The organism is Streptomyces sp. NPDC054834, assembly GCF_053611185.1.
This window is the reverse complement of sequence record NZ_JBSGZV010000065.1, coordinates 1-26,536: the sequence shown is the minus strand read 5'-3', so window position 1 is coordinate 26,536 and position 26,536 is coordinate 1. Positions and strand designations below refer to the sequence as shown.

Below are 26,536 nucleotides of genomic sequence, written 5' to 3'. Positions count from 1 at the left end.
GTTCGCGGATGCGTACGCTGCGGGCGTCACCCTACCGGCAGGTGGTGTCAGTGCTGACAAGTAGGATCGCCTGCACACGGAGGACGACCGTCGCCACGGGGGTGCCGGTGATCAACCGATCGTCCGTATAGGGGATTGATGCTCCGGTGAGCCAGATCGTCATCAAGCGCCCGCCGCGCACCCTACCGCCCGAAGTGCCCGTGGATGAGCTGCAATTGGAGGCTCCTCCCGAGCTGCCGCGCGGGCAGCAGGAGGGCATGCTGATGCAGGTCCTGCCGACTCTCGGCATGGGCTCGTCGGTGGTGTTCTACTTCGCGTCGCCGAACGCCCACCCGTTCATGCGGATCATGGGCGTGGTGATGCTGATGTCGACGGCCGCGATGGTGGTCTCGCAGATCGTCCGCTACCGCCGGGGTACGCAAGGGCAAATGGCCGATGTGCGCCGCGACTACCTCCGCTACCTCGCGCAGACCCGGCGTTCGGTCCGCAAGACCGCGCTGCGGCAGCGTGACGCGCAGCTGTATCTGCATCCGTCGCCGGAGCAGCTCTGGTCGGTGGTCGCCGAGGGCAGCCGGGTGTGGGAGCGGCGCGTCGGGGACCTCGACTTCGGGCAGGTCCGCATAGGGCTGGGACCGCAGCAGCTGTCCACTCCCCTGGTGGCGCCGCACACCGCGCCGGTGGACGAGCTGGAGCCGTTGTGCGCGGGCGCCATGCAGCGGTTCCTGGCGGTGCACGGCCAGTTGGACGGCCTGCCGGTGGCGGTCTCGCTGCGTGCCTTCTACCACGTGACGGTGTCCGGCGACGCGGAGTGCACCCAGTCGGCGGCACGTGCGCTGGTGTCGCAGGCGGCCACCCTGCACTCCCCCGACGACCTGGTCGTGGCCGTGGTGACCTCGCCGGGTTCCGTGGCCCGCTGGGACTGGACGAAGTGGCTGCCGCACTGCCAGTTGGCGGGCCAGTTCGACGGGGCGGGCACGCGCCGTCTCTTCGGTGACGACCTGGGCGAACTGGAGCAGCTGCTCGCGGGCCGACTGGACGGCCGCCCCCGGTTCAGCCGCGACGGCCAGCCCATGCTGGACCAGCCGCACATCCTGGTGGTCCTGGACGGCGGCATGGTGCCCCCCACGTCGGCGTTCGCCGCGGCTGAGGGTCTTCAGGGGGTGACGATCGTGGAGGTCGTCCCCGGGGAGCTCGACCAGCCTCGCGGCGACCTGTCGATCGTCGTTCGCCCGGACCGGCTGTGGCTGGACTCCGGCGGCGGTGTCGCCTTCGAGGGGGTGCCCGACGGGTTGTCCCTGCCTGCCGCCGAGGCGCTGGCCCGGCAGCTCGCGCCGCTGCGCATGGGCGGCGGGGACGACGACGAACCGCTGCTCGCCAACCTGGACTTCACCGACCTCCTGGGTCTGGGCGACGCCGCCTCCGTGGACGTCACCCGCACGTGGCGGCCGCGTTCCGTCCCGGAGCGGCTGCGCGTGCCGATCGGTGTCGGCGAGGACGGCCAGCCCGTGATGCTCGACCTCAAGGAGGCGGCCCAGGACGGCATGGGCCCGCACGGCCTGTGCGTGGGCGCCACTGGCTCCGGCAAGTCGGAGCTGCTGCGCACCCTCGTACTGGGCCTGGCGGTCACCCACTCCTCCGAGACGCTGAACTTCGTCCTCGCCGACTTCAAGGGCGGCGCGACCTTCGCCGGCATGTCCCAGATGCCGCACGTCGCAGCTGTGATCACCAACCTGGCCGACGATCTGACGCTGGTCGACCGCATGGGCGACGCGATCCGGGGTGAGTTGCAGCGGCGTCAGGAGCTGCTGCGCTCGGCCGGGAACTACGCCAACATCCACGACTACGAAAAGGCCCGCGCCGCCGGTGCGCCCCTGGAGCCGCTGGCGTCCCTCGTCCTCGTGATCGACGAGTTCAGCGAACTCCTCACGGCCAAGCCGGACTTCATCGACATGTTCATCCAGATCGGCCGCATCGGCCGGTCCCTGGGTGTGCACCTGCTGCTCGCCTCGCAGCGCCTGGAGGAGGGCCGTCTCCGGGGGCTGGACACCTACCTGTCGTACCGGATCGGTCTGCGGACCTTCTCCGCGGCCGAGTCCCGGGCGGCCCTGGGCGTGCCCGACGCATATCACCTCCCCTCCGTCCCCGGCTCCGGGTATCTGAAGTTCGGCACGGACGAGATGGTGCGCTTCAAGGCGGCGTACGTGTCGGGGACGTACCGAACGGGTGGTCCCGAGGTCGCGCAGGGCAGCCTGCCCGTCGAGCGCCGGCCAGCCCTCTTCACCGCGCCTCCCGTGCCGGTGGCCTACGTGGCCCCCGACCCGGCGCAGGCACCGGCCGCCCGTCCGGAGGACGACGCGCTGGCCGACACGGTGCTGGACGTCATCGTGCAGCGGCTGGAGGGCCAGGGGGTGCCCGCGCACCAGGTGTGGCTTCCCCCGCTGGACCAGGCGCCCACGCTGGACCAGTTGCTGCCGACACTGTCCGTGTCCCCGGAACGCGGCCTTCAGGCGCCCGAGTACACACGCCTGGGCGGTCTGACGGTGCCGATCGGCCTGATCGACAAGCCGTTCGAGCAGAAGCGCGAGGTGCTGTTCCGGGACTTCTCCGGCGCGGCGGGCCACATGATGGTCGTGGGCGGACCGCAGTCCGGAAAGTCGACGCTGCTGCGCACGTTGATCGCGTCCTTCGCGCTCACACACACACCGCACGAGGTGCAGTTCTACTGCCTGGACTTCGGTGGCGGTGGTCTGGCAGCCCTGTCGGACCTACCGCACGTGGGCGGGGCCGCGTCCCGGCTGGACCCCGAGCGGGTCCGCCGTACGGTCGCGGAGGTGGCGGGCATCCTCAACCGCCGCGAGCAGTTCTTCCGTGCCAACGGCATCGACTCCGTCGCGACGTACCGCAGGCGCCGCGCGGCGGGTGAGCTGCCCGGTGAGGCCTGGGGTGACGTCTTCCTGGTCATCGACGGTTGGGGCAACTTCAAGACGGACTTCGAGGGCCTGGAGGGTGTCGTCAACGACATCGCGGGCCGCGGTCTGGGATACGGCATCCACGTCGTCGTCTCCGCCTCCCGGTACATGGAGGTCCGGGCGGCCCTCAAGGACCAGATCCTGGGCCGACTGGAGCTGCGGCTGGGTGACCCGATGGACTCCGAGTTCGACCGCAAGGTGGCGGTGAACGTGCCGTCGGGCGTCCCCGGCCGTGGCCAGGTGCCGGAGAAGCTGCACTACATGACGGCCCTGCCGCGCATCGACTCCTCGCCCTCATCGCACGATCTGGCCGAGGCGACGACGCAGCTCGTCCAGGCGGCGAAGGCCAACTGGCAGGGCCCGGCGGCCCCCACGGTCCGTCTTCTGCCGCGCAAGCTGCCGGCCGACCAGCTCCCCAAGGGCTTCGAGTTCCCGCAGCACGGCATCGCGATCGGCATCGACGAGGCGAACCTGGAGCCGGTGTTCGTCAACCTCGACTCCGACCCGTTCTTCCTCGTCTTCGGCGAGAGCGAGTCCGGCAAGACGAACCTGCTGCGCCTGATCGCCAAGCAGATCGCGGAACGCTACACACCCGCCGAGGCCCGGATCGTCGTCGGGGACTACCGGCGCACGATGCTGGAGGCCGTGTCGGAGGAACATCTGCTGGAGTACGCCCCGATGGCGTCGGCGATGCAGGTCCACATGGACGCGATCCGCCAGTTCATGGAGATGCGTGCGCCGAAGCCGGACATCACGCCGCAGCAGCTTCGCGACCGCAGCTGGTGGAACGGTCCGCAGCTGTTCGTCATCATCGACGACTACGAACTGGTCGCCACCAACTCGGGTAATCCACTTGCCTCGTTGGTGGAGCACCTGCCCTTCGCGCGCGATGTCGGCGTCAAGTTCATCATCGCCCGTAGCCAGGCCGGTGCCTCGCGCGCGATGTACGAGTCCTTCATGCAGCGTGTGAAGGAGCTCGGCGCACAGGGCCTCGTCCTGTCCGGCGACCCGAGCGAGGGCGACATCCTGGGCAACGTCCGAGCCCGCCCGATGCCACCCGGCCGCGGCGTGTTCGTGTCACGCAAGCGCGGTGCGTCGCTGATTCAGGTGGGGTTGCTTCCGCAACGCCATTAGAGTGATTGATCGAGTCTTTACTTCGTTCGAATGAACGAGCGAACGAAGCGAATGGGGAGAACGGGGAGGCAGCTGAGGTGAGTTCGAACGGGGGCGGCGGAACGGGCGGTGTCCATGACGCACCGGACACGGGCAAGTCGTTCGACAGCCTGGCCGGGGTGAACCCGCAGATGGCGCTGGACATCCAGCACACCGCCATGAAGAACTTCAAGAAGCGCGTCGACGAGCTTCTGATCGAGCTCGACAAGTCGGAGGCAGCCCCGGGCAAGGTCGGCCAGGACCGCCTGTCCCGCGCCCAGCTGGGCTCCTCCGACTTCAAGGAAGCACAGTTCCTCTACGACTCGTACACCCTCGTCCATGACGAGTTGGAGAACCTCTCCAAAGCGCTCAGCGCTCAGATCGAGGGGATGGGGCTGGCGGTGCACGCGTCGCGGGTGGGCTACGCGAACCTGGACGAGGACATCCGGGCGCGGATGAAGCAGGTCAACGCGCAGACCGAGAAGTACTACGTGGCTGACCGGGATCCGTACGCCGATCAGCGGACCGCGTCGCCCACGTCGACGCCTGCGGCGGAGAGCGAGGAGGGCCTGTAATGGGTGAGCAGCCCGCGCGGCGAGAACCGGAACTCGCTCGTACGGACTTCGAGTCCATGACCCACGAGCAACTGGCGGCCATGTTGGACGAAGCCAGCTCGGCCGGCGCCTCCCACCTCGCCGGAAAACTCGCCAAGGCCGCCTCGACGATCACCAAGATCGGCGACGACCTCATGGCTCACGTAAAGAGTCTGGAGTGGCAGGGTCAGGCAGGCGACTCCTTCCGGGACTGGGGCGGCCAGACGGCGAGCGCAACCCTCCGGCTCGGGCAGTACGCCGAGGTGGCCTCGAGCTGGATGGGGACGGTGTCTCAGGCCATCACCGAGGCGAAGGCCGCCATGCCTGACACCTCGGAGACGACCCAGGCCAAGGCGGACCTCGCCGACGCCCACGCGACGATCGCGGCGGCCAGGCAGCCGGGCGCCCATAACGACCCCGACGCGCGGAAACTGGCGACGTCCGCCCAGTCCGACGCGACAGCGGCCCAGGCCCGCATCGACGGGGCTCGCGCCGAGGCGGCCCAGCAGATGCGAAAGCTGGCGCAGTCGTACGAGTACTCGGCGCAGCAGGTGAACAGTGTGCCGCCGCCTACGTTTACGCCGCCGGCCGGGAACACGGGCTCCAATGACTGGTGGCGCGGCGACGACAAGAGCCATGTGTCCGGTAGCAGCACTTACGTGAGTGGCGGCAGCAGCAGCTCGGGGAGCGGCTACGTTGCCGCGCACGGGGGCGGAACCGTGTCCCACACCGCCACGCATCTGGGCTCGCCCGTCGCCACCGGCCAAGCCTCCCCGGGCCTGGGCGGCCACCACGCGCAGCAATCGCAACCGGTCTCCCTGGACATCGACGGTGCAGACACGCTGCCGCGGACTGCGCCACCTGCTTCCCCGGCTCCCGCCGAAACCCGTCTGCCGCACCCAGGGGTGCCGCTGCCTGACCAGCCAATCGCCGTGCCGCCTACATTCGGCGGTGGGGGGCGTGAACCCGTCCTGCCCTCCCCCGGGCGTGTGCCCGCCTCCGGACGTCTGCCCCAGGTGCCCGGATTGGGAAGACCGACCGGAAGCGTGCCCCGGATGCCGCGTGAGACGGGCATCGTAGGGGGGCGCCCGGTCACGAATCCCGGACGCGCGGCGAACGGCATACCGCGTGGAACGGTCATCGGCAAGGAAAACACGCAAGGTCGCACGCCCATGGGGCGGGGCATGTCCCCGGGTTCGCCCGCCGGTGGGGGGGCGCGCTCCGGCGGCGGCCTGGTCGGCGGCCGTCGCCTGGCCTCGGAGACGGGCGGCGTCGTCGGTAACCGTCCGGGGCAGCCCGGGCGCACCAGCGGACGTCCCTTCACCGCTGGCGGCTCGGGACTCGTCCGACCGTCGTCCAATGCCGCTGAAGCAGGGCACGGTTCGGCGGCCGGCCGCACGGGAGCGACAGGTCGTCCCTCCAACTCGCGCAAGGGCCAGCAGCAGGAGGGGGAACGCCCGGATTACCTCGCCGAGGACGAAGAGACCTGGACCCGGGACAATCGCCGGACTCTTCCTCCAGTGATCGACTGAGTCCGAGACGCTCTCCCCAGGAAGGCTTATGCGTACCAGAGACAAGCGGACACTGCGGCCCCTGCCGACGGCGTCGGCTGTTCTCGGCCTGCTGCTCGTCGGGGTTGCCGCCACCCCCGCCCATGCGGAGTCCGTCCGGGCACGCCAGTGGCATCTCGACGCCATGCACGCCGACGAGATGTGGCAGACAAGCACCGGTCGTGGCATCACGGTGGCCGTCATCGACTCGGGAGTCGACGACTCATTGGCGGACCTCAAGGGTCAGGTGCTGGACGGCAAGGACTACTCGACCCAGCGCGGCGACGAGCACACCGACATCGCCGGCCACGGCACCGACATGGCCGCGCTGATCGCGGCCACAGGCGCGCGGGGTTCACTGGACGGGTCGCACGGGCTCGCCCCAGGAGCCAAGATCCTTCCCATCCGTATGCGCTACTCGACCGAGCAGTTCGGCCAGGTCGACGAGGGATCCGAGTACGCCGCGACGATGTCCAGGGCCATCCGCTACGCGGCGGACGCAAAGGCTCAGATCATCAACATCTCCATGGGCGCCGGTAACTCACCCGGTCGAAAGAACGTCAGTACGCCGGAGTTGGCAGCCGCCGTCAAGTACGCCATCGCCAAGGGGAAGCTGGTCTTCGCTGCCGCGGGCAACAGCGGCGACACCTCCAACCTCCCCGAGTACCCGGCTTCCACTGCGGGCGTCGTGGGAGTGGGCGCGATCACTCAGAAGATCAAGCGAGCCGCGTTCTCCCAGCACGGCTCGGAGGTCGATGTCACCGCTCCCGGCGTCGACATGTTCCACGCCTGCCTCGGCGGAAGCCAGATCTGCAAGAGTCAGGGCACCAGCGACGCCACCGCCATCGCTTCCGCCTCCGCCGCCCTCATCTGGTCCAAGCACCCCGGCTGGACGAACAACCAGGTGCTGCGTGTCCTCATCAACACGATGAAGGGCAACGAGAAGAGCTGGACCCGGAACGACGACTTCGGATACGGCATCGTCCGCCCCCGTGCTGCCCTGCAGAACCCCGGCGACCCGGGTCCGGCGGACGAGTACCCGCTCCCCGAACTGGCCGCCGCAGCCTCCAAGTCCCCGTCCGCCAAGGCCTCCGAGTCCCCCGGCTCGGCAGGCGCCGGAAAGAACGCTGCCAAGCCAGGAGCGACGGCATCCAAGTCGGGTGACGACGGAAACACCTCCTTGTGGATCGGCCTGGGCATCGCTGCCGCCGCACTCCTGGGGGTTGGCGTCACCGTCCCGGTACTCCGCGCACGCCGCCGCCGGTCGACTCCAGCTCCGGCCGCGCCGCCGACGCCGCCCGCGTACCAACCGTACGCACCACACCAACAACAGCAGCAGTACCCGTCCTTCTGTCCACCCCAAGGCCACGTCACTGGCACCCCAACCGAGGGAGCGCCCCGCCCGGGACAACACCCGTGAGCGAGCGAGCACGCAACCGATCAGTCGCCAGTGACATCCGAAGGGACCGCCGTGTCGTTCGATGAGATGTGGGGGCAGGCCCGTAGCAAGGCCGCGGCCCGCCAGCACAGCAGCATGGAGCTCAACCAACTCGCCGCAAGCGGGGGTGGAGGAGGAGGCTCGGACTACACCGTGACGTCGCCGGACCTGAAGGCCGTGGGCAATGAGGCGCAGGAGCTGTACCACCACCTTGAGACCGATGCCTTCCACGCGGGCGCTCAGACGGGCACGGCGTCGACCGACCTGACCGATGACGGCTTCAAGACCGGCTTGGCGCTGTACTCGGCATGGGACACGTGGCGGTCACAGGCGGAAGCGCTGCTGAGTGCATGCGCGCACATCCACAACCATCTCGAGGACACCGTCATCACCCACAAGAAGCACGAAGAAGTCCTCGTGACCAACCTCTCCGTCGAAGATATCGACAAGCACTTCAAGTGAGGCATTCATCATGGTGAGTTTCGACCAGCTGCTCCAGGCCCGCCTGGGAAGCATGCAGGATGCCGTCGATGACTGGACGGAGACGGTCAAGAAGCTGACGACTCTGCAGGAAAAGGCGGAGAACGGGCTACAGCGCAAGGCCGAGAAAGCCGACTGGAAGGGCGAGAATGCCGGCATCACCCTGCCCTTCGTCAAGAAGACCTCGAAGGAGTTCGGGGACGCGGTCAAGGAAGCCGAGAGTATCCGGAACATTCTTCGCGACGCGCTGAGCGAGTTCAAGGCGGCCAAGAAGAGTCTCAACGATGTCGTCGACGACGCTCCTGCCAAGGGCATCCGCGTCGACTCGGGCGGGGCCGTCAGCTACTTGGTCCATCCCGACCGTCGCGGCAAGGACTACGACGGGCCCGATCCCAAAGAAGCGGACTTCGACAAGGTCCGTGCCGATGTCAAGGCCGCACTCGACAAGGCGAACGACGCCGATGACATCGCCTCCCGCGCACTGCGCACACTGGTCGGCAAGGATGAGAACAATTTCTCGGGCACCGACTACAGCTCCCTGAAGGACGCCGAGAAGGCGCAGGAGGTGGCAGACGCCAAGGAGTTCGTCTCCATCTCGAAGAAGGGCGCCGACGCGTCACCCGCCGAACTCGCTCACGCGGACCAGCTTCTCAAGCAGCACACTGGAGACAGGCTGTTCGCCGAGAAGGTGGCGACAGGCATGGGTGGCAAGGGCACCATGACCTTCTGGGCAGCTGTCGTGGATTCCCATCAGGGCAACATGCCGAAGAAGGAACTGGCCACACTCAAGGACCTGCAGAAGAACCTCAGTCTCACGCTGGCCGAGGCGTCACACTCAAACAGTCCCCAGATGCAACAGTGGAAGAAGGACGTCATCGACCTGGGCGATCAGCAGTTCATCACTGATCCGACCAAGGAAACGACTGGTCCGTACGGCTTCCAAATCACCAGCAGCCTGATGCGGCAAGGGGAATTCGACTCGAAGTTCTTGAACGACTATGGCGATAAGCTGATCAATTACGAGAAGAACACCAATGCTCCTCAGTTGTGGTCACACGGCGGACAGTATTACGACGCTCTGAACTTCGGTGCGACGAAGAACGACGACGGCAAGGACCCGATGACGGGTTTCCTGGAAGCCCTGGGTCACAACCCGCATGCGTCGACCGACTTCTTCCATGACAAGGAGCACTTCAACTACCTCACCGGAGTCGAGACCAAGAACGGTCCGGAACCCAGGATCTGGCCGCAGGACAGCGCGAGCTTCGTACCCAATCCCGACCAGAAGCAGGGTCTTCCTGGCTTCGACTCACTCGGGCACGCACTGGAGGCCGCCACTACCGGCCACAATTACGAAGACGGTCCTTCCCCCGAGACTTCGGTTCATTCCAAGGACCAGGCTGAAATCATGAAGCGCATCGTGACCAGCATGTCCAAGGACCCTGATCTCGTTCGGGACGGCATGGCAGGCAGCCTCGGCAAGATCTCTGCGGAGTACATGCCCGACATCCACCGGGCCCTGGATCCCAACAAGGGGTCCCTGGACACCATGTTCCCGAACAACGGAGCGAGCGCCGGACTGCACGAGCGTGACGTCACACGCTTTTTGCACACCGTCGCGCAGGATCCCGACGGGTACGCGGCGGTGAATCTGGGCCAGCACCAGTACACGGCAAGTATCATCGACTTCCACGCCCAGCATCCCGAAATCTACGTCAACCACCTTTCCCCCAACCATCGGGATGCCATGAATAGTGCCGTAACCAGCTTCGCCAAGGATGCCGGCGAGATCGAAGGCATTATCGGCGCCGGTCGCGATTACGCGCTTGAGAACAAGATCGTCGAAAGCGATGGCAGTTACAACGACGCTCTCGGAAAGGCGGGAACCTGGGCGGGCAGCCTAGCAGGCATCGGAGTCAGCCTCGGTACAGCACCGTTCGCAGGCCCTTCCGGTACCGTCGCGGGCGGCCTTCTCGGCACCGCTACAGGAGAAATCCTCAACGGTATCGTCGGCTCCAATCAGCATGATCACCTCGCGGACCAGGTCTACCGGAACGGGGCGAGCTGGGAAGATCTCAAGAACGACACGGTCACCACCACGAAGCAATCGATTTCGGCGACAGACCTGCGCCACAGCCCCGACCTGGGACTTTACCAATCCACTGCAGCCACGGCCGTCGACGACGGGTTCGGCGCGGCAAAGGACGACGTGGATAAATACTTTGCGGGTGAAGCGTCCCGGATGCCGAAGGACTAGTAGCGACTCCATGGACACGATGAAAAAGACATTCGACAAGAGGCATCTGGCCCTCGCTTCGGCGCTCACCCTGTTGATCGGTGGCGCTTTGGGCTATCTAGTCGCGGACATGACATCAGAGGCCACTCCGCAGTCCGCCTCACTGCAAAATGCCTGCCCGGAGCTCGCCTCCGGATCCAACTCCTGGAAGGCGCTTGTCCGGACCGCCGGCTCGGGGGACACCATCAGCTCTCGTTCGACGGATTCCTCGGCCACCGATAGCTACCGTTCCTCCTGCTTCGTCACGGTCGACGGCAAGACGCGGCTCACCGCGACCGCCGAACTCGCCCAAAGTGGGGATATCAGCACTTGGGAGAAGTCTTTGTCCGAGAACGGAGACATCGGCCCCTCGAGCGGCCGCATGCATTTCTCCGTCGGTGGGGATGGCAAGGGCATCTCTGCCGCTAACTCCGCTGCCATCTATCTGAAGTGCAGTCCACAGGGATCGAAGATCACGGCAGCGAGAAATCTGGCCATTACCGTCGCCTCCGATTCCAGCACAGACGCTTCGTCACGCCGTACGGACCTCGCGGAGATCGCCGTCGCCTTCGCCAAACACGCCCAGGATGGCGCCCATTGTTCCACCCCGGTGAAGCTGCCCGTAGGCCCGCCGAAGCTGTCCGACGATTAGTGCGGGGCGGAAGACCTCTGCTCTGAACACGCAGCACGGGGCGACGTCTCCGCTATCTGTCTATTTGGCAACTCCTCCTGGAATTCAAGGCTCGACGGATACGGATTGATGTATGCGGAAGGCACACGAAGCCTATTCGAAACAGACACGGTGGGCGATTGCCTTGGCCGCGCTTCTGTTCGCCACTGGATGCAGTAGCGGGACCGATAAGACCGAAAATCCTTATCAGTCGGCCCGAGATGTGTGTGGTGGCATGTCGGAGACGTCGGCACATACTCTGGAGACCGTTGCGGGTACCGAGGATTTCTCCAGCAGCCCCGCGTCCGGAAACCTCACGTTGCCCACCAACGTCTCGGAATAGCTCGAGGGAAGCCCTACCCAAAAGCAGCACCTGCTCTGCTCGATCGATTCGGAGAACGTGCGCAACGAACAGCACATCAGCCTTTCCTTCAAGGTGCTTCCGGAACTGCCCGCACCGCCGGACAAGCGGCTCAGGGGCAACGTCGGCTTCAATGTAGGCCTCCGTGGCGAAGCCTCTGACCTGGGCGCACAGCTGCATTTCCGGTGTGCCCGGTCGAGTTCTGTCACCGGAAAGCGCGCCGCTTCGGTTGTCGAGACGGAATTCCGGTACTCGCCGGCAGGTCGTGGAAAGGTTTCCTACAAGGGAAACATGCAGCTGCTCAACGAGACGTCGTACAGGCTGGCAAAGCAGCTCTCCTGCCTGGAAAGCTCGCGCTTGAGTCGAAAATTGCAGGCCTGATTTATCTGAGCGAGAGGACAGAAATGGCTGCCGTTTCTGTGCGTAGCGGCGCGGCATCTCTGGCCCTGGCATTGCTGGTCGTTGTCGGCGCCTCGGCGTGCTCCGAGGACGGCGGGGACGAAGCCGAGAGCGTCAGGGCAGGTGAGCGTGACTGCTACGGCGCTTTGAACAGTTCCGCCGCGAGCGCAGTGAAACAGCTCGTCGGATCGGACTCCTTCCGGACTTCGTCTCCCGATGGTGGAGCTGCCGGGGCGGCGAAGGAGATTGTTTCGAATTATCGAAGCAATGGCGCCGAAAGAGGAGGCAAGACGGGGCTCTGTTGGGTTTATGGGTCCAAGAAGGATCTCAGCGATCTGACCATCTCGTTTTCCCGCTCCAGTGACGTTCCCCAGAGCGACAAGGTGGCTTCGGTCTTTACCCCATATCACATGGGTGCGCTAGCACTGGCCAGTAGCCAGCGGGCTGTCATCTACCTGAAATGCTCCAGTACGAAGTTCGATTCCGATGGCAGCAGGGAGACATTCGTGATTCGTGGCGAGACGAACAATCGCTATGAACCGGACGGCAGCCCTGCTCAGGTGCGGAAGAACAACCTGATTGTCATGCACTCCGGAGGCCTTGCTCTGGCCAAAGCGCTGGCTTGCACAAACGATGCGGACTTGCCAAATGACTTCAGGATGCCGTCCAAAGCTTGATGGATATCCGGAGCTGAGGCTTGAAACGACCGCGGTGCAAATACATCAGACCGCACGGACGGAGTCGCCGGTGAGTCGCTATCGCGTTGTCACCCTGGGAGCAACCCTTATTTTGCTTGCGTGCGCTGGATGCGGAGAAGACAAGCCGCCTCGTGGGGCCGATGCTCTGAAAAATGCATGCGGTGGCATTCTTGACTCTGCCACCGTCAAGGAAGCTCAGGAAAGCGACAATTTTAGTCGCGCATATGACGTCTCGACGTCGAAGGAATCACACGCTTCTGCGGCGAAGACTCTACTGGACGACAACCATGCCGCATACGTATGTCGGATCGCCATTGACGATGCTCCGGCATCCGGAGATGATGCCCTGTGGATCAAATTCACACCGGGACTGGACAGCCTCTTCCCGGAAGAGGAGAACCGAAGCTTCAGCTCCTATAAAGCCTACAAGCTCGGTTCGGGTATACAGGCGACCACCGAATCAGGAAGCGCCGACGTCTATTTTCCGTGCAAGTCGCAGGACGAGGATGCTCCACTACCAGTAACGGGCAGCCTCTACAACGACCTGGATCTCTCCGTGGAAGCTCGATTCAGGACTCTCTTCCGCTCTTCCCTGAAGATGGCGAAAGCCCTCAAGTGTAACAACAAAATCAGGTTCCCATCGCCGGAAAAGATGAGACCTCTGCCTCTTGACGAGAGCTGACGCCTTCTACGTCTGTAACGGCATCCGAAACGCCGAAGGCAACTTCCGGCGTGTACTTCACAGGCTGAGAGCCATGAGAATACGACGCACCTACATCGTCACGATGGTGACCATACTGACCCTCCTGGCCGGCGGCTACGCCTGGTACTGGAACTTCGCGCCGTCCGCCCGGGTCGGCAGGGCGTGTGGCGGGATGCTGCCGGTCGACGACACGCTGGCGATGAGCGGGAAGCACGCGCGCCTGGGTGGGCAGGCCGGCCTGAAGCTGTCCACATGGCACTACGATCCGTCGTCCGATGTGAGTGAACCGGGAGGCCTGTCGGTGGCCTGCCAGGTCAATGGGGTCGAGGTGCACATCGAGCCGTCCGCCGGCAGTATCAGTCCCTTCGGCGTCTACACCTTTCAACAAGGCGACGATGTGCTGCCGATACCGCTCGGCAACGGCTGGTCGGGCTTTCTCGTCGCCGAGCCGGAGGGCAGCGTCGGTGTGTCGGTCGTGTTGGACTGCACGAACTGGAAGCCCAGCCGGGGCAGCGGAATCCTGGTCACCGCCGATGCGGACACCGACACCGACAGCGCCAGTTCCTCGGCCGGGGCCCGGCTTGCTCGTATCGCCACGGAAACGGCACGGAAGGCAGCCGGGAAGCTCGGCTGTACAGCCGAGCCGGGGAGCACGATCTCCAAGGTCGATTCCCGGTCGACGACCGCCCGCAAGAGCGCCGACCGGGCCGAAGGCACCTGCGCGGGCACCCGCTCGCAATCGCGGGTACGGGAAACAGCAGCGCGGACGGCCCCGGTCGAGTTCTGCGTGCTGGGAGACGAATTGCGGCTGATGGCCTCGTACGGCCCGTTCGCCAACACCGCCGAGACCCGTTACGACGGCGCCTACGGCGGCTTCGACAAGCCCTCGGGGCTCCGGGGCGGCACGGCATGGGGGACGGCGACGTGCACGGGAGCGCAGGGCATGGGGCTCTACACGGTGTCTCCGCCGGAGGGCTCCGACCGCCGCTTCGACTCCCAGCCGCTCACGCCGCGGGAGTGGCAAGACCTGCGGCAGTTCGCCAAGCGTTCCGCCGCGCGCCACCACTGCTCGTCGCCCGTCCTGCCCCCCGCTGCCGCTACTCCCGCGTCCGGTATCTGACCAGCAGCCAGATCAACAGGATCACGCTGGCGATCAGGATGAGCCACTCCCACCACGCCACGGGACCACCCCCGCCCGAATGGGTGCCGTAGTGGTGGTGGTACCTGCCTGCGGTTGTCGTGAGCGGTGTCCGAGACATCCATCAACCCGAATCGTCGTGGTAGCTGAGCGTGCAGCGGGAAACGGCAAGGGGAGGCGGCTCAGCGCCGCCTCCCCTCTCGGTTGGGCCGGGTCAGCCCATCAGCATGCGGAAGCGCGCCGCGTTCCCCTTGTCCGTGTCCTGGTAGCCGATGACCGAGTCGTCCAGGAGCTGGGCGATGCGGGCCAGCTTCTGGGCCATCTGGTCCATCTGGTCGCTGCTGTCCCGCTGGATCTCGGTGTAGGCCGTCTTCGCCTCACCCTCCCAGGTCTCGGCCACGGCCTTGACCCTGCGCATGAGGGTCTCGAGTTGCTCCGCAAGGTTCTTGGCGGTGTTGCGGACGTCGCTGGCGGCCTGCGTGACGGTGTCGTAGTTTACGGCGGTACGGTCGGCGTCGTAGCTCATGAAACGTATCTCCCTCGTGGATGCGGCGTCGGGCTCAGGCGAGGTCCGTGATGCGGCTCGTGACCTCGTAGGAGTTGTCCACCTTCCGGATGTCGGAGATGCGCTCCTGCTCCTGGTCGGTGAAGCCGCCGATGCTCGCCCTCATCGCCTCTTCGAGGTCGACGAGATCGTCCTGGAGCTTCTTGAGGTTCTTGTTCACACCCTGCTGAACGGTGTCGAACTCCTTGCCCGCCGCACCCTTCCAGCCGGCCTGGATCATGTCCACGACTCGGTTGAGTGAGGTGACCCGCTCACTCACCTGGTGGTGGAAGTCGCGGATGTCGTTCGCCAGACCTGTGAGCGCGTGTGCGCTGAGGTCAACGCCCGAAGCCATACGTTCTTGCCCTCCTGTTGAAGCGGCGGTGACCTTCACCACCGCGACGGGTTCACCCGGACGGCTGTCCGGGCCCTCCTGGCGGGCAAGACCTGCTGCGCTCTCGCGCGACGCGCCGTCGCAGCGTCGCACCGCCCCCGTGCGGTACCACATGTGTGGCACCCGGAGCCACTCTAGTCACTTGACGTGGCGCTTCCAACTGCAAAGGGGGGACAGGGAAGTTCTGGGGACCAGTACTGTGACCGACACAGCGTTCGTACGTCGGGAAAAGGGGTCGCTGCGGGATGACCGAGACGGCTGAGGAGATCAAGGCGCGCAAGGAGCGCGAGCGGGACGAGCTGTACGCCCTCGACATCTCAGACGTCGAGTGGCAGTGCGCGCCCGGTACGGAGGAGCACGAGGAGCGGGTCGAGATCGCCTACCTCCCCGGCGGGGCCGTGGCCATGCGGTCCTCGCTCGACCCGAAGACCGTGCTGCGGTACACGGAGGCGGAGTGGCGGGCCTTCGTACTCGGTGCGCGTGACGGGGAGTTCGACCTGGAGCCCGCGCCGCACAACGGCGGACTGCCGACCGAGTAGCGGAGAGGGCGAAACACCGCCAGAGGCAGGTGAGGGGGCGGCACGCGCGTGTGCCGCCCCCGGCGGCCCGTTTCACCTCAGTGTTTGAGGCCCGCCGTCCCGACCCCGAGGACCGACAGCGCCGGATACGTCGGGTGGTCGTCGTCCCGGACCAGTTCACGCGGTGCGAAGAAGACGTGGCCCTGCTCGTAGGTGATCTCCGTCTTCTCCGGGTCGCTGAGTTCGTACTCGTCGTCCTCCGGGAGCCGGAAGAGGAGGTACGGGGTCTCCTTGTCGGTGCTGGGGTTCCAGCTGACCACGGCCGCGGGCTGGACGGTGTCGATGCTGCTGCGGTAGATGAGCAGGTCGTCGCCGCTCGTGCGGAGGGGGACGACCATCTGGAAGGGACGGCCCTCGAACTTGCCCGTGGAGGTGCCCTTGTCGACGTCGAAGGCCACGATCCAGTCGGAGGGCTGCTTGATGTCGGTCTGCTCCTTGCTCATGACGTAGAGCCGGCTGCGGCCCACGACCAGGCCGTCGCAGTTGTCCACCGTGCCGAAGTAGTCCGCGAAGGAGTACCGCTTGCCGCACTTGGGCTCGTAGCCGCCCATCGAGATGGTGGCCAGGCGTTTGCCGCGGTCGGCGTCGAGTGTGATCAGGTCGGTGACCTCGCTGTCGCCCGCCGCCACGGCCAGGACGGGCGGGTCGGAGGAGGGCAGGTAGACGTCCTGGACGCCGTCGGCGAGCTTGTACGTCCACCGGGTCCTGCCGGTGCGCGGGTTCAGTTTCTCCACGCGGTAGCTGGCGTCGGACTCCTCACCGCAGGTGACCAGTGCCAGGAGCGCGCGGCCGCCGGCGAAGCCCTTGTCGTGGCACTGGGAGACCGAGGTGGTGTTCCAGAGCCGCTTGCCGGTCTTCATGTCGTACGCCACCGAGCCATGGCCCCACGCCACGGCGACGACGCCCTTCGTGAGGGTGAGGTTGGTGTTGGTGACGTAGGCGAAGTCGGCCGCGGGCATCTTCTCCTGCCACAGCTTCTTGCCCGTGTCGAGGTCGAGGAAGACCACCTGGTCGCAGACGCCCTCGGTCTTGGCGCCCTTGGCCTTGGGCGGCTGGATGACGACCGCTGTACGGCCGTCGGCGGTGACGTCCCTGCTGGTGGCGCAGAGGTGGCCGTCCAGCTTGAGGGTCCAGGCCTTCTCGTCGTACGTGGGCTCGATCTTGTAGCCCTCGATCCGGTTGGCCACGCCCCTCGCGACGATCTTCCCCGTGGCCCAGGTGCCGGGGGCGTAGCGTGGGCTGGTCACGGTGTTCTTGGAGAGCTTCTCCTCGTTGTGCTGGGTCACGATCTGGCCCTCGGGCGAGACGGGGGCTTTCTCGACGGTTTCGCGGACCTCGTCGAGCGCCTGGTGCACCGCGACCGGTGTCGTCTTGCCGGTCCCTTTGTCACCGGCCTGGTACCACAGCAGGCCCGCGCCGAGGCAGAGGGCGGCGGCCGTCGACGCCGCGGCCGTCCTCAGGACCCGTCTGCGGCGCTTCTGACGTGTCTTGTCCGCTGCCAGCGCGGACTCCGTGTATATCGACGGGGGCGGGCCGAAGCTCACGCTGTGGGTTCCTTTCGGTGACGGCGCAGGTCGCGCGTGACGACGGCCGCGCCGGCGATGACCGCCACCAGCACGACGGTGATGCCGAGGGCGTAGGTGGCGTACCGCTGGTTGCGTTCCTCGGCGGTCTCCGCGAGGGAGAACGGTGCCACGTCGGGGGCCGGGGCCTTGCTGAGGCCGGGGTCCGGGGTGGGCGAGGACGGCGGGTCGTCGGTGTCGGATTCCTGGACGGCCCGGACCGGGTCGACGACGCCCCAGCCGACGTAGTTGTCGTGGCCGTTGACGGAGCGTTCAGCCGTCTGCTCGATCCGGGTGATGATCTGGGCGGAGGTCCAGTGCGGGTACTTCTCCTTGAGCAGGGCCGCCACGCCCGCGACGAAGGGGGCCGAGAAGCTGGTGCCGTTGTCGGTGCACTGGCCGCCGCCGGGAACGGTGGAGACGATGTCCACGCCGGGGGCCGCCACGCCGACGAAGGTGCCGGCCTGGGAGAAGGTGGCGCGTTCGTTGTTGCGGTCGGAGGAGGCCACGGCCAGTACTCCGTCAAAGGCGGCCGGGTAGGTGTTCTTGACCTTGCCGTCCAGGCCGTCGTTGCCCGCGGAGGCGACCACGACGACGCCCGCGCCGATCGCCTTGCGGACCGCCTGCGCCAGGGCGGAGGTGGCCGACAGGGGCTTCGTCGTGTCCTGGGAGATGTTGATGACGTCGGCGCCTTGCGTCACGGCGTAGTTGATGGCAGCGGCCATCGTGTCCGAGTCGCCGCTCTGGTCGGCGTCGTTCTGGCGGATGGGGATGATGGTGGCGTTCGGGGCGAGGCCGACGAAGCCCGTGCCCGAGCGGGGACGGGCCGCGATGATGCCCGCGACCTTGGTGCCGTGCCCGACCTGGTCGTCGGTCGGGTCGCCGCCCTTGCCCTTGGCGAGGAAGTCACGGCCGGCCGCCTTGTCCACCACTGCGCTGAGCTGCGGGTTCTTGTCGTCGACGCCGGTGTCGATGACGGCCACGCGCACGCCGTTGCCCTTGTTCGTGCCCTGCCAGAGCTCGTCGAGCAGGACGCGCTGCAAGGACCAGGGTGTCCCCTTGATCGGTTTGGCGGGGAACGTGCACTCTCCGCTGCCGTCCAGACGGAGGGAGGGTGCGGGCGGGGCCGCGCCCAGGGTGGCCAGCAGTACGGCGGCGGTCAGCAGGGTTGCCTTCGTCGGCAGCACTCGTACGGCGCTCCTATTGATCATGTCCGTAAACAGAGGCGGGCTACGAACCCTGCGGCTGACGGGCGCTGTTGGTGTCCAGGCGCGGGCCCTTCGCCAGGAACTCCGACCAGACCGCGGGCACCTCGGCGGGCCTGACGTTTTGATAACCGAGCTTGACCTGGGCCTCGCTGGGCTCGGGGGTGCCGTCCGAGGTCTTCTTGCCGTCGGCGCCGATGTGCGACTTCTGGCTGTCGCTGTCCCCGTTGGCCTGGACGGCGTACCGCAGACCGGTGTCGGTGACGAGGAAGAGCGCGCCGGCGCCCGTCTCGGTGCCCTGGAACTGGGTGTAGAGCAGGCCCGTTCCGGGGGTGACGTAGGTGCTGGTGCCGTCTGCGGTGATCTCGGCCGGGTAGTCGGTGCCCGCCCAGGTGCTCAGGGTCGTCGAGTTGTCGTCGTCCACGTCGCGCAGCACGCTGCAGACGGTGTCGCGGCCCGAGGCGGACGAGGCGGAGTTGGCCTGGCGGGCCCGCTCACGGGGCCAGTCGGCGGGTTGTCCGGCGAAGGGCTCGGTGTCGGCGGTGAAGTCCTGGAGGCCTACGGTGCGGGCCTTTCCGTTCATGTTCAGCGGTGCCGTCTGGGGCGAGGAGATCAGCAGCCAGGCGGTGAAGTCGCTGATCGGCTGCACCTTGCCGGGCAGGACGACGTAGTGCTTGGTTCCCTCCCCGGTCTCGGTACGGAGGACCATGCCGACCTTGTTCTCCTCCGCGGAGAGCTGGCCCGGGACGTTCGCGGGCGAGCCGACACCGGAGGGCAGTTGGGGGAAGCGTATGGGCGCGCCCTGGTGCAGGGTGCCGAGCCACTCCTTGGTGACGAGCTGCGGCTTGCGGGAGCCGACGAGCGCGGTGGTCAGCGCGTCGGACTCGGCGCCGGTGACGGCGTACGACGTGCCGCGCGAGTCGACCAGATAACGCCGGCCGGCACGGGTCTTGACGTACAGCACGTCACCGCCGGCGAGGCGGCGCGAACCGTCGGTCTTCGCCGCGTCCCGCTGGGCGAGGACGAAGGTCGCCTCCTGGACGGTCTCGCCCTTGCCGCCGGGCTGCTCGCAGACGGCCCAGCGCTTGGCCTTCCCGGCCTCGTCGGCGGACGGGAGGCGGTCCGGCGCGTAGGGGATGCCCAGGATCGGACCGCGCGGCAGCTTGCCCGAATCGAGGATGTCGTCGCTGACCTGGATGACCTGGTAGTCGGCGTCGTTCATCAGCAGGCGCGCGGAGGAGAGGTTGAGCACCGGGTGCAGGCGGGTGACCTTGCCGGTCTTGAGGACGACGTAGCGGGTGGTGGACTGCTTGCCCACGATGACCCGGGTGCCGGGCTTGTCCCAGCCGGCGGGCGCGGTGGGCTGGAACATCCCCCAGGCGCCGAAGACCGCCAGCGTCAGCGCGCCCGCGACGAGGCTGGGCACGACCGCGCGCAGCGGCTTGGGCGCGCCTTCCTCCGATCCGGACGGTGACGGCTGGAGGAAGGCCGCGAGGGTGCGCCTCTTCGCGAACGTGTAGGCGTTGAGTTCGTCCCGCCGTGATGCCATGAGTGACTGTTTCTCCCCGTTGTCACATCCGGAGGCGTGACTGGCCGCCCTCCGATGTCAGACCCGCCCCCTACTATGCCTGGTGTCGGCAGTGGCTGGAGGGGCGGGTAGGGTACCCGGGCCTTCCGGCGCCCAAGTGCGGTGTCGGCACCAGCGAGTTGTGAGAAAAACGGGGGGATGGAGTGATGGCTTCCGGTACTCGGACGCGGTCGCGTGGGCGGTCGCGGGCCCAGGGTGCCGCAGCGCCCGGTCCCGAGACCGCTCCGCGGCCGTCGGCCGTTCAGCCGCGGCAGCAGGCATCGGGCGCGCTGCACCTCAGGGCGCGCCCGGGACAGGGCGGCTCGTTCCGGCTGCAACGGCTCGTGCTGCTGGAGCTCGCGGTGGCCGTGCTGGTCACCGGCTGGGCGACGGGCCCCGCGGCGCTCGTGCCGGCGGCTCTGGTCGCCGTCGCGCTCGTGCTGCTCGCGGTGGTCAGCCGTCGGGGCCGTTCACTCCCCGAATGGCTGGTGACAGCAAGGGCGTTGCGGGCCCGCCAGCGCCGGGCGGCGAACACTCCGGTACCGCCGGGCACCGAACCCGCGCTGGTGCCCGCGGTGGAGTGCGAGCCCGCCCTGCGTACCTACTCCTACGGTGCCCGCGACCGGCGTCCCGTCGGAATCGTCGGCGACGGCACCTTCGTCACCGCTGTCCTTCAGGTGGAGGCCGACGCTACCGCGCTGCGGGCCGAGCGGAGCCGTCAGCCGCTGCCGCTCGGGCTGGTGCGGGACGCCCTCGAGGTGGACGGCATACGGCTGGAGTCGGCGCAGATCGTGCTGCACACACAGCCGGCGCCCGCCCTGCACCTGCCCCAGCAGTCCGTGGCCGTCGCCAACTACCTGCCCCTTCAGGAGCAGACCGGCGCTCCGGCCGTCCGCATCACCTGGATCGCGCTGAAGCTGGACCCCGAGCTGTGCGCGGAGGCCGTGGCCGCGCGTGGGGGCGGTCTCCTCGGCGCGCAGAAGTGCGTGGTCCGTACGGCGGACCACCTCGCCAGCCGGCTGACCGGGGCCGGGTTCCGCGCGACCGTGCTCGACGAGGAAGAACTCGTCGCCGCGCTCGCCACGTCGGCCTGCGCCAACCCCTTGGTGACGGCCGAGGCCGGGCGGACCGAGGCGCGCGAGCGGCGCACGCGTGAGTCCGGCCGGAGCTGGCGCTGCGACAACCGCCGGCACACCTCGTACTGGATCCGCCGCTGGCCCCAACTGAGCGCCGGCAGCGAGGCGTCATTGCCGCAGCTGGTCGCCGAGATCACCGCCATACCAGCGCTGGCCACCACCTTCAGCCTCACCCTCGCGCGCGGGGAGCGGCAGGAGGTGTCCCTGTGCGGGCATCTGCGGGTGACCGGCCGCAGCGACGACGAACTGGTCGCCGCCCGGCGTGCTTTGGAGGGGGCCGCCCGGCAGGCCGGCGCGGGCCTCGCCCGGCTCGACCGGGAGCAGTTGCCCGGGATGCTCGCCACGTTGCCCCTCGGAGGTGTGCGTTGACGACCCCGACGACACAGCGGACCGCCGGTCCGGTGGCCGCACCAGAGCCTGCCGCACCCTCCGCCGCCCAGCGGGTGACCGCGCGGGTACGCAACGGCTTCGGGCTGCTCGGCCCCCGGCACGGGCGGCACGCGCTGCCCGCGCAACTGCTGGACTCGCTCGCCCTGCCCATCGGCGACGACGGGGTCGTGGCCGGTGTGGACTCCGAGGGGCAGCCGGCCGTGCTGGGGCTCAACCGGCCCACGGCGTACGACGTCGTGCTGATCGGCGGGCTGTGGACCGCGCAGGTCCTCGCGCTGCGGGCCGCGGCGACGGGCGCGCGGGTCGCGGTCGAGACCGGTCGGCCACAGGCCTGGACACAGATGGTGCACGCCATGGGTGGCGGTCAGAACGGCCTTGCGGTGTACGACGTGGGTCGCGTGCCACCGCAGGGCGCGTCGGCCGGCACGCCGGTCCTGGTGGTGCGGGACTGCGGCATGCGGCCACCTCGCGGGCGAGTGACTTCCGGTCCCTGGCAGTCGGTGCTGACGCTGCTGCCGTATCTCAGCCCGGTCGCGCCCCGGCTGCTGCGGCAGGCGCGACTGGCGGGCGTCCAGCGGGTCTCGCCGGACGAGGCCGGGGAACTGGGCCGCGTCATGGGGCTGAACCGGGTCGAGGTGGAGGCCCTGCCCACGCTCGCCGACGGCGTCACCCTCTGGTGTGCCGACCGTGATCGGCAGTATGTGATGACGCAGCCGACCGATGCCGAGATCGGATTGTTGGGTACGCCACGGCGGATGGACTGACCAACGGGGTGCGCACTGACCCGACCTGACGGTTATTGTCCGCTTTGTTCGTTGATGGTGCGCCAATACGGCAGCGCGGTGGGGCACTTCGGGGCGGGGTGTGACCTGGTGGGTCGGTGCTGAGGGGCGGACGGGCCTGCCCGGGTGCGGCTCGTGGTGATTAGGCTGGTACCGGGTGCGATGCCAGAACCCGTGGACCGGGCATCGACGGCCCAGGGGGAGAGCCGGTGGATCGGACTACCTCGAACGACTACGGACGACTGAGAACGACACGACATGGTCGCCCCGGCACGGCATGAGGGTGCTCGACCACACCAGGAGGAACTGTGAGCAGCGATCGGGACGGGATCCGCGGGGGCTGGGCCACACCCGGCGATGACCAGCCCGACGCGGAGTCCTCCGTCGAGACGACGGGCGAGTTCACCATCGACTACGCGCCGCCTGCCTGGTACACGCAGAACGCGTCGCAGGCGGGCGGGGCGGCGGAGGGCTCCGGGCAGGGCTCGGGGGCCGGTGGGACCTCCGGTCCCGCATCCGGGGCGCCCGGTACGGCCGGGGGGCCGCCCGCATCGCCGTACGCGGATGCCGGGGGCGCTCCGATTCCGGGGCTGGCCCCTCCGCCGCACGCGACTCGGGCGGCCGGTGCCGTGACTCCGGGTTCGCCCTTCACGCCGCCTCCTCCGGCTCCCGCGCCGGGGGCGCCTTTCACGCCGCCCGCGCCCGCTCCGGGTGCGCCGTTCACGCCGCCCGCGCCGCCAACCGGGGGGCCCGGTGCGGTGCCGAGGCTGCCGATGGGGAGGGGGTTCGAGCCGCGGGCCTCGCAGCCGCCGCAGCAACCTTCGCAGCCGGAGGGGCAGGCTCAGTCGTGGGCGCCGCCCACGCCGCCTGCACCGCCCGCGCCGCCCGAGGCTGATAACGGTGATCTGGAGAGCGGCGCCACCATGCGCTTCTCGGCCGTCGCTCTGAAGCGCGAGATGGCCGCGATCGCGGAGCGCGCCAACGTGTCGAACGATGACGGCTCGGGTGGGCCGGCTGAGCCCGACGCGTCCAAGGACGTGACCGAGGCGGAGGCACAAGGCACGGAAGAGGCCGACGGAGCCGACGTGGTCGAGCTCCGGAGCGTGTCCGGGGGCGCCGTCGAGGCGTCCGAGGATGCCGACGAAGCTGTCGCCGACTCCGGCGAGGACGCCGAGCCGGTGGCGGCGGAGGCCCCCGCCGAAGAGGCCGCGCCCGCCGAGGAGGTCGCGCCGCAGGCCGCCGTTCCGGTGGAGGAGGAGTCCGCGGACGCCTCCGCCGAGGACACCCTCGCCGAGGACACCGAGGCGGCGGACACGGACGCCCAGGTCGACGCGGCGGCCGAGGCCGAGGACGCGGTGAAAGCGGAGGCCGAGGTCCAGGACGCCGCTCCCGCCGACCCCGAGCCCACCGACCCCGAGCCCACCGACGCCGTTCCCGCCGAGGCCGTTCCCGCCGAGGCTCCGCCGGCTCAGGATGACACCCCCGACGCGGAGGCCGCTGCCGCTGACGCCGTTCCCAAGGACAGCGCGCCCCAGGACAGCCCACCACCGCCCGCGCCCCAGGACGCTCCGCCCGCCTGGGCTCCCCCGCCGGCGCCGCAGGCCGGGGTGCCACCGCTGCCGCCGTCGTACCAGCCCGCCGCCCCCACCCCGGCGGCCGATTGGCCTGCCCAGCCGCAGCCGCAGCAGCCCGACCCCGTGCCGCCGCAGCAGCCCCCGTTCCATCCGCAGGCGCCCCAGCCCGACCCCGTGCCGCCGCAGCAGCCCCCGTTCCATCCGCAGGCGCCCCAGCCCGCGCCCGCCGCCTGGAACCAGCCCCCGGCGCCGCCGGCCGCCCCCCAGCCGGGCCAGCCGTATGCCCCCGCCCCTGCACCCGATCCGCAGGCCGGGTACGGCTTCCCGCAGCCCACCGGTCCCGCCGACGCACCACCCGCCCAGCCGGCCCAGGGCTACGGCTTCCCACAGCCCGGCGACCCGGCCCCGGCAGCACCACAACCGCCCCACGCCGCCGCACCCACTCCCCACCCACAGGCGGGATACGGCTTCCCGCAGCCCACCGGTCCCGCCGGCGCACCACCCGCCCAGCCGGGCCAGGGCTACGGCTTCCCACAGCCCGGCGACCCGGCCCCGGCCCCGGCCCCGGCCCCGGCCCCGGCAGCACCACAACCGCCCCACGCCGCCGCACCCACTCCCCACCCACAGGCGGGATACGGCTTCCCGCAGCCCGGTGCGGCGACCCCGGCCGCCCCGGTGCAGCAGCCGGGCGGCGCGCCCGTCCCTCCGGCTCCCCACCAGCCCGCCGGCTACGGCTTCCCCCCGCCCCCCGCCCCCAACCAGCAGGCCCAGAACCAGCCGCAGCCCCCGCAGGCACCCCGACCCCCACAGCCCCAGGCACCCGCGCCGGACGCCCAACCCCCCGGCTACGGCTTCCCCCACCCCACGGGCGCCCCCAACTCCCCCGCCGGCCAAGGCGGCTACGGCTTCCCCCAGCCCCCCAATCTGCAGGGTCAGGAGCAGCCGCAGCCCCCTCAGCCTCCGCAGGCGGCTCAGCCTCCGCAGGCCCCCGTCGACCCGCGGGCCGGTGCCGCCTGGCCGCAGCCCATACAGCACGACCAGCGGCAGATGACCCACCCCGGTGCGGCGCCGCTGGGTTACACGGCGGCCGTGGAGCTGTCGTCGGACCGGCTGCTCAACAACAAGAAGCAGAAGGCGAAGAGCGGGCGGCCCGCCGCGGCCTCGTCGCGGTTCAAGCTGGGCGGGAAGAAGGAGGAGGCGGAGCGGCAGCGGAAGCTGGAACTGATCCGGACGCCGGTGCTGTCCTGCTACCGGATCGCCGTCATCAGCCTCAAGGGCGGCGTGGGCAAGACGACCACGACGACCGCGCTGGGCTCCACCCTGGCCTCCGAGCGGCAGGACAAGATCCTCGCCATCGACGCGAACCCGGACGCCGGTACGCTCGGCCGCCGTGTGCGCCGCGAGACGGGGGCGACCATCCGTGACCTCGTCCAGGCGATCCCGTACCTCAACTCGTACATGGACATCCGGCGGTTCACGTCGCAGGCGCCGTCCGGCCTGGAGATCATCGCCAACGACGTCGACCCGGCCGTGTCCACGACCTTCAACGACGAGGACTACCGGCGCGCGATCGACGTGCTCGGCAGGCAGTACCCGGTCATCCTCACCGACTCGGGCACGGGTCTGCTGTACAGCGCGATGCGCGGTGTGCTCGACCTCGCCGACCAGCTCATCATCATCTCCACGCCGTCGGTGGACGGTGCGAGCAGCGCCAGTACGACGCTGGACTGGCTCTCCGCGCACGGGTACGCCAATCTCGTTTCGCGCTCCATCACCGTCATCTCGGGTGTGCGCGAGACCGGCAAGATGATCAAGGTCGAGGACATCGTGGCGCACTTCGAGACGCGCTGCCGGGGCGTCGTGGTCGTCCCCTTCGACGAGCATCTCTCCGCCGGTGCCGAGGTCGACCTCGACATGATGCGGCCGAAGGTGCGGGAGGCGTACTTCAACCTCGCGGCCATGGTCGCCGAGGACTTCGTACGGCACCAGCAGTCGCACGGGCTGTGGACGAACGACGGCAATCCGCCGCCGGTGGCCGCCCCGCCGATGCCGGGTCAGCCCATGCCCGGCCAGCCCATGCCCGGCCAGCCCATGCCCGGCCAGCAATACCCGGCGCCCGGGCAGCCGCCGTACGCCCCGGGCCAGCCGCCCGCCCAGCCGTACCCGCCGGGCCCGGGCCAGCCGTACCCCCAGGCCCCCGGCCAGCCCTACCCGCCGGCCCAGGGCCAGCCCGGCCAGCCGTACCCGCCGCAGCCCGGTTATCCGCAGCCCGGCCAGCCCCAGGCACAGCCTCCGCAGGGCCAGCCCCCGCAGGCGCAGCCTCCGCAGGCTCCGCCCCAGCAGTAGGACGGCGCAAAGACGGGCGGCCGGTGCGTGAA

20 protein-coding genes are annotated in these 26,536 nt (G+C 68.6%); 15 read left to right on the top strand and 5 right to left on the bottom strand.

Annotation, left to right across the window (positions count from 1 at the left end; all coding sequences use genetic code 11):
- Positions 1 to 146: 146 nt before the first annotated feature.
- The 11 genes from eccCa to ACWGJM_RS44535 all read left to right on the top strand — a co-directional run bounded on the left by eccCa (position 147) and on the right by ACWGJM_RS44535 (position 14,408).
- On the top strand, positions 147 to 4,103 hold the full coding sequence (eccCa, locus tag ACWGJM_RS44585) for a type VII secretion protein EccCa (RefSeq protein ID WP_453417503.1): 3,957 nt from the start codon (positions 147 to 149) through the stop codon (positions 4,101 to 4,103).
- A gap of 77 nt (positions 4,104 to 4,180) precedes the next feature.
- Entirely contained in the window at positions 4,181 to 4,696 is a 516-nt protein-coding gene (locus ACWGJM_RS44580; protein WP_453417502.1) for a hypothetical protein, read from the top strand.
- Positions 4,696 to 6,246, top strand: a complete 1,551-nt coding sequence (locus ACWGJM_RS44575) for a WXG100 family type VII secretion target (protein WP_453417501.1) — start codon at positions 4,696 to 4,698, stop codon at positions 6,244 to 6,246. The genes ACWGJM_RS44580 and ACWGJM_RS44575 overlap by 1 nt, the downstream gene beginning before the upstream one ends.
- A gap of 28 nt (positions 6,247 to 6,274) precedes the next feature.
- Complete coding sequence (gene mycP / locus ACWGJM_RS44570; protein WP_453417500.1) at positions 6,275 to 7,684, top strand: type VII secretion-associated serine protease mycosin; 1,410 nt, start codon at positions 6,275 to 6,277, stop codon at positions 7,682 to 7,684.
- Between the two features lie 51 nt (positions 7,685 to 7,735).
- On the top strand, positions 7,736 to 8,164 hold the full coding sequence (locus tag ACWGJM_RS44565) for a hypothetical protein (protein ID WP_453417499.1): 429 nt from the start codon (positions 7,736 to 7,738) through the stop codon (positions 8,162 to 8,164).
- A 10-nt stretch (positions 8,165 to 8,174) separates the two neighbouring features.
- Positions 8,175 to 10,439 carry a hypothetical protein gene (locus ACWGJM_RS44560; protein ID WP_453417498.1) on the top strand — a complete coding sequence of 755 codons (2,265 nt, stop codon included), beginning with the start codon at positions 8,175 to 8,177 and terminating at the stop codon, positions 10,437 to 10,439.
- Positions 10,440 to 10,449: 10 nt separating this feature from the next.
- Positions 10,450 to 11,109, top strand: a complete 660-nt coding sequence (locus tag ACWGJM_RS44555) for a hypothetical protein (protein ID WP_453417497.1) — start codon at positions 10,450 to 10,452, stop codon at positions 11,107 to 11,109.
- Positions 11,110 to 11,527: 418 nt separating this feature from the next.
- Positions 11,528 to 11,869, top strand: coding sequence for a hypothetical protein (locus ACWGJM_RS44550; protein WP_453417496.1), 342 nt, complete (start codon positions 11,528 to 11,530; stop codon positions 11,867 to 11,869).
- Between the two features lie 23 nt (positions 11,870 to 11,892).
- Complete coding sequence (locus tag ACWGJM_RS44545; protein WP_453417495.1) at positions 11,893 to 12,564, top strand: hypothetical protein; 672 nt, start codon at positions 11,893 to 11,895, stop codon at positions 12,562 to 12,564.
- A gap of 70 nt (positions 12,565 to 12,634) precedes the next feature.
- On the top strand, positions 12,635 to 13,267 hold the full coding sequence (locus tag ACWGJM_RS44540) for a hypothetical protein (protein ID WP_453417494.1): 633 nt from the start codon (positions 12,635 to 12,637) through the stop codon (positions 13,265 to 13,267).
- Positions 13,254 to 14,408 carry a hypothetical protein gene (locus ACWGJM_RS44535; RefSeq protein WP_453417493.1) on the top strand — a complete coding sequence of 385 codons (1,155 nt, stop codon included), beginning with the start codon at positions 13,254 to 13,256 and terminating at the stop codon, positions 14,406 to 14,408. The genes ACWGJM_RS44540 and ACWGJM_RS44535 overlap by 14 nt, the downstream gene beginning before the upstream one ends.
- Before the next feature lie 232 nt (positions 14,409 to 14,640).
- Here ACWGJM_RS44535 and ACWGJM_RS44530 read toward each other — a convergent pair whose 3' ends face one another.
- Together ACWGJM_RS44530 and ACWGJM_RS44525 are read right to left on the bottom strand one after the other, a co-directional pair.
- Positions 14,641 to 14,952 (bottom strand): WXG100 family type VII secretion target, encoded by a 312-nt coding sequence (locus tag ACWGJM_RS44530; protein WP_453417492.1) that lies wholly within the window; start codon positions 14,950 to 14,952, stop codon positions 14,641 to 14,643.
- A gap of 34 nt (positions 14,953 to 14,986) precedes the next feature.
- On the bottom strand, positions 14,987 to 15,325 hold the full coding sequence (locus ACWGJM_RS44525; RefSeq protein WP_390739586.1) for a WXG100 family type VII secretion target: 339 nt from the start codon (positions 15,323 to 15,325) through the stop codon (positions 14,987 to 14,989).
- A 284-nt stretch (positions 15,326 to 15,609) separates the two neighbouring features.
- Here ACWGJM_RS44525 and ACWGJM_RS44520 point away from each other — a divergent pair, with 284 nt between their 5' ends.
- Positions 15,610 to 15,903, top strand: a complete 294-nt coding sequence (locus tag ACWGJM_RS44520; RefSeq protein ID WP_453417491.1) for a DUF397 domain-containing protein — start codon at positions 15,610 to 15,612, stop codon at positions 15,901 to 15,903.
- Positions 15,904 to 15,980: 77 nt separating this feature from the next.
- On the opposite strand, the gene ACWGJM_RS44515 is transcribed toward ACWGJM_RS44520, so the two are convergent.
- Genes ACWGJM_RS44515 through eccB form a run of 3 tightly spaced genes read right to left on the bottom strand, consistent with a single transcriptional unit; the run spans position 15,981 to position 20,258 of the window.
- Positions 15,981 to 17,486, bottom strand: coding sequence for an outer membrane protein assembly factor BamB family protein (locus tag ACWGJM_RS44515; RefSeq protein ID WP_453417490.1), 1,506 nt, complete (start codon positions 17,484 to 17,486; stop codon positions 15,981 to 15,983).
- On the bottom strand, positions 17,483 to 18,715 hold the full coding sequence (gene mycP / locus ACWGJM_RS44510) for a type VII secretion-associated serine protease mycosin (RefSeq protein WP_453417489.1): 1,233 nt from the start codon (positions 18,713 to 18,715) through the stop codon (positions 17,483 to 17,485). The genes ACWGJM_RS44515 and mycP (ACWGJM_RS44510) overlap by 4 nt, the downstream gene beginning before the upstream one ends.
- Before the next feature lie 19 nt (positions 18,716 to 18,734).
- Positions 18,735 to 20,258, bottom strand: a complete 1,524-nt coding sequence (gene eccB, locus ACWGJM_RS44505) for a type VII secretion protein EccB (protein WP_453417488.1) — start codon at positions 20,256 to 20,258, stop codon at positions 18,735 to 18,737.
- A gap of 185 nt (positions 20,259 to 20,443) precedes the next feature.
- Here eccB and eccE point away from each other — a divergent pair, with 185 nt between their 5' ends.
- From eccE to ACWGJM_RS44490, 3 genes are all read left to right on the top strand, one after another.
- Entirely contained in the window at positions 20,444 to 21,781 is a 1,338-nt protein-coding gene (eccE, locus tag ACWGJM_RS44500) for a type VII secretion protein EccE (protein ID WP_453417487.1), read from the top strand.
- Between the two features lie 32 nt (positions 21,782 to 21,813).
- Positions 21,814 to 22,566 (top strand): hypothetical protein, encoded by a 753-nt coding sequence (locus tag ACWGJM_RS44495; protein ID WP_453417514.1) that lies wholly within the window; start codon positions 21,814 to 21,816, stop codon positions 22,564 to 22,566.
- Positions 22,567 to 22,892: 326 nt separating this feature from the next.
- Positions 22,893 to 26,504: an SCO5717 family growth-regulating ATPase gene (locus tag ACWGJM_RS44490; protein WP_453417486.1), complete on the top strand. Its 3,612-nt coding sequence runs from the start codon at positions 22,893 to 22,895 to the stop codon at positions 26,502 to 26,504.
- Positions 26,505 to 26,536 lie beyond the last annotated feature (32 nt).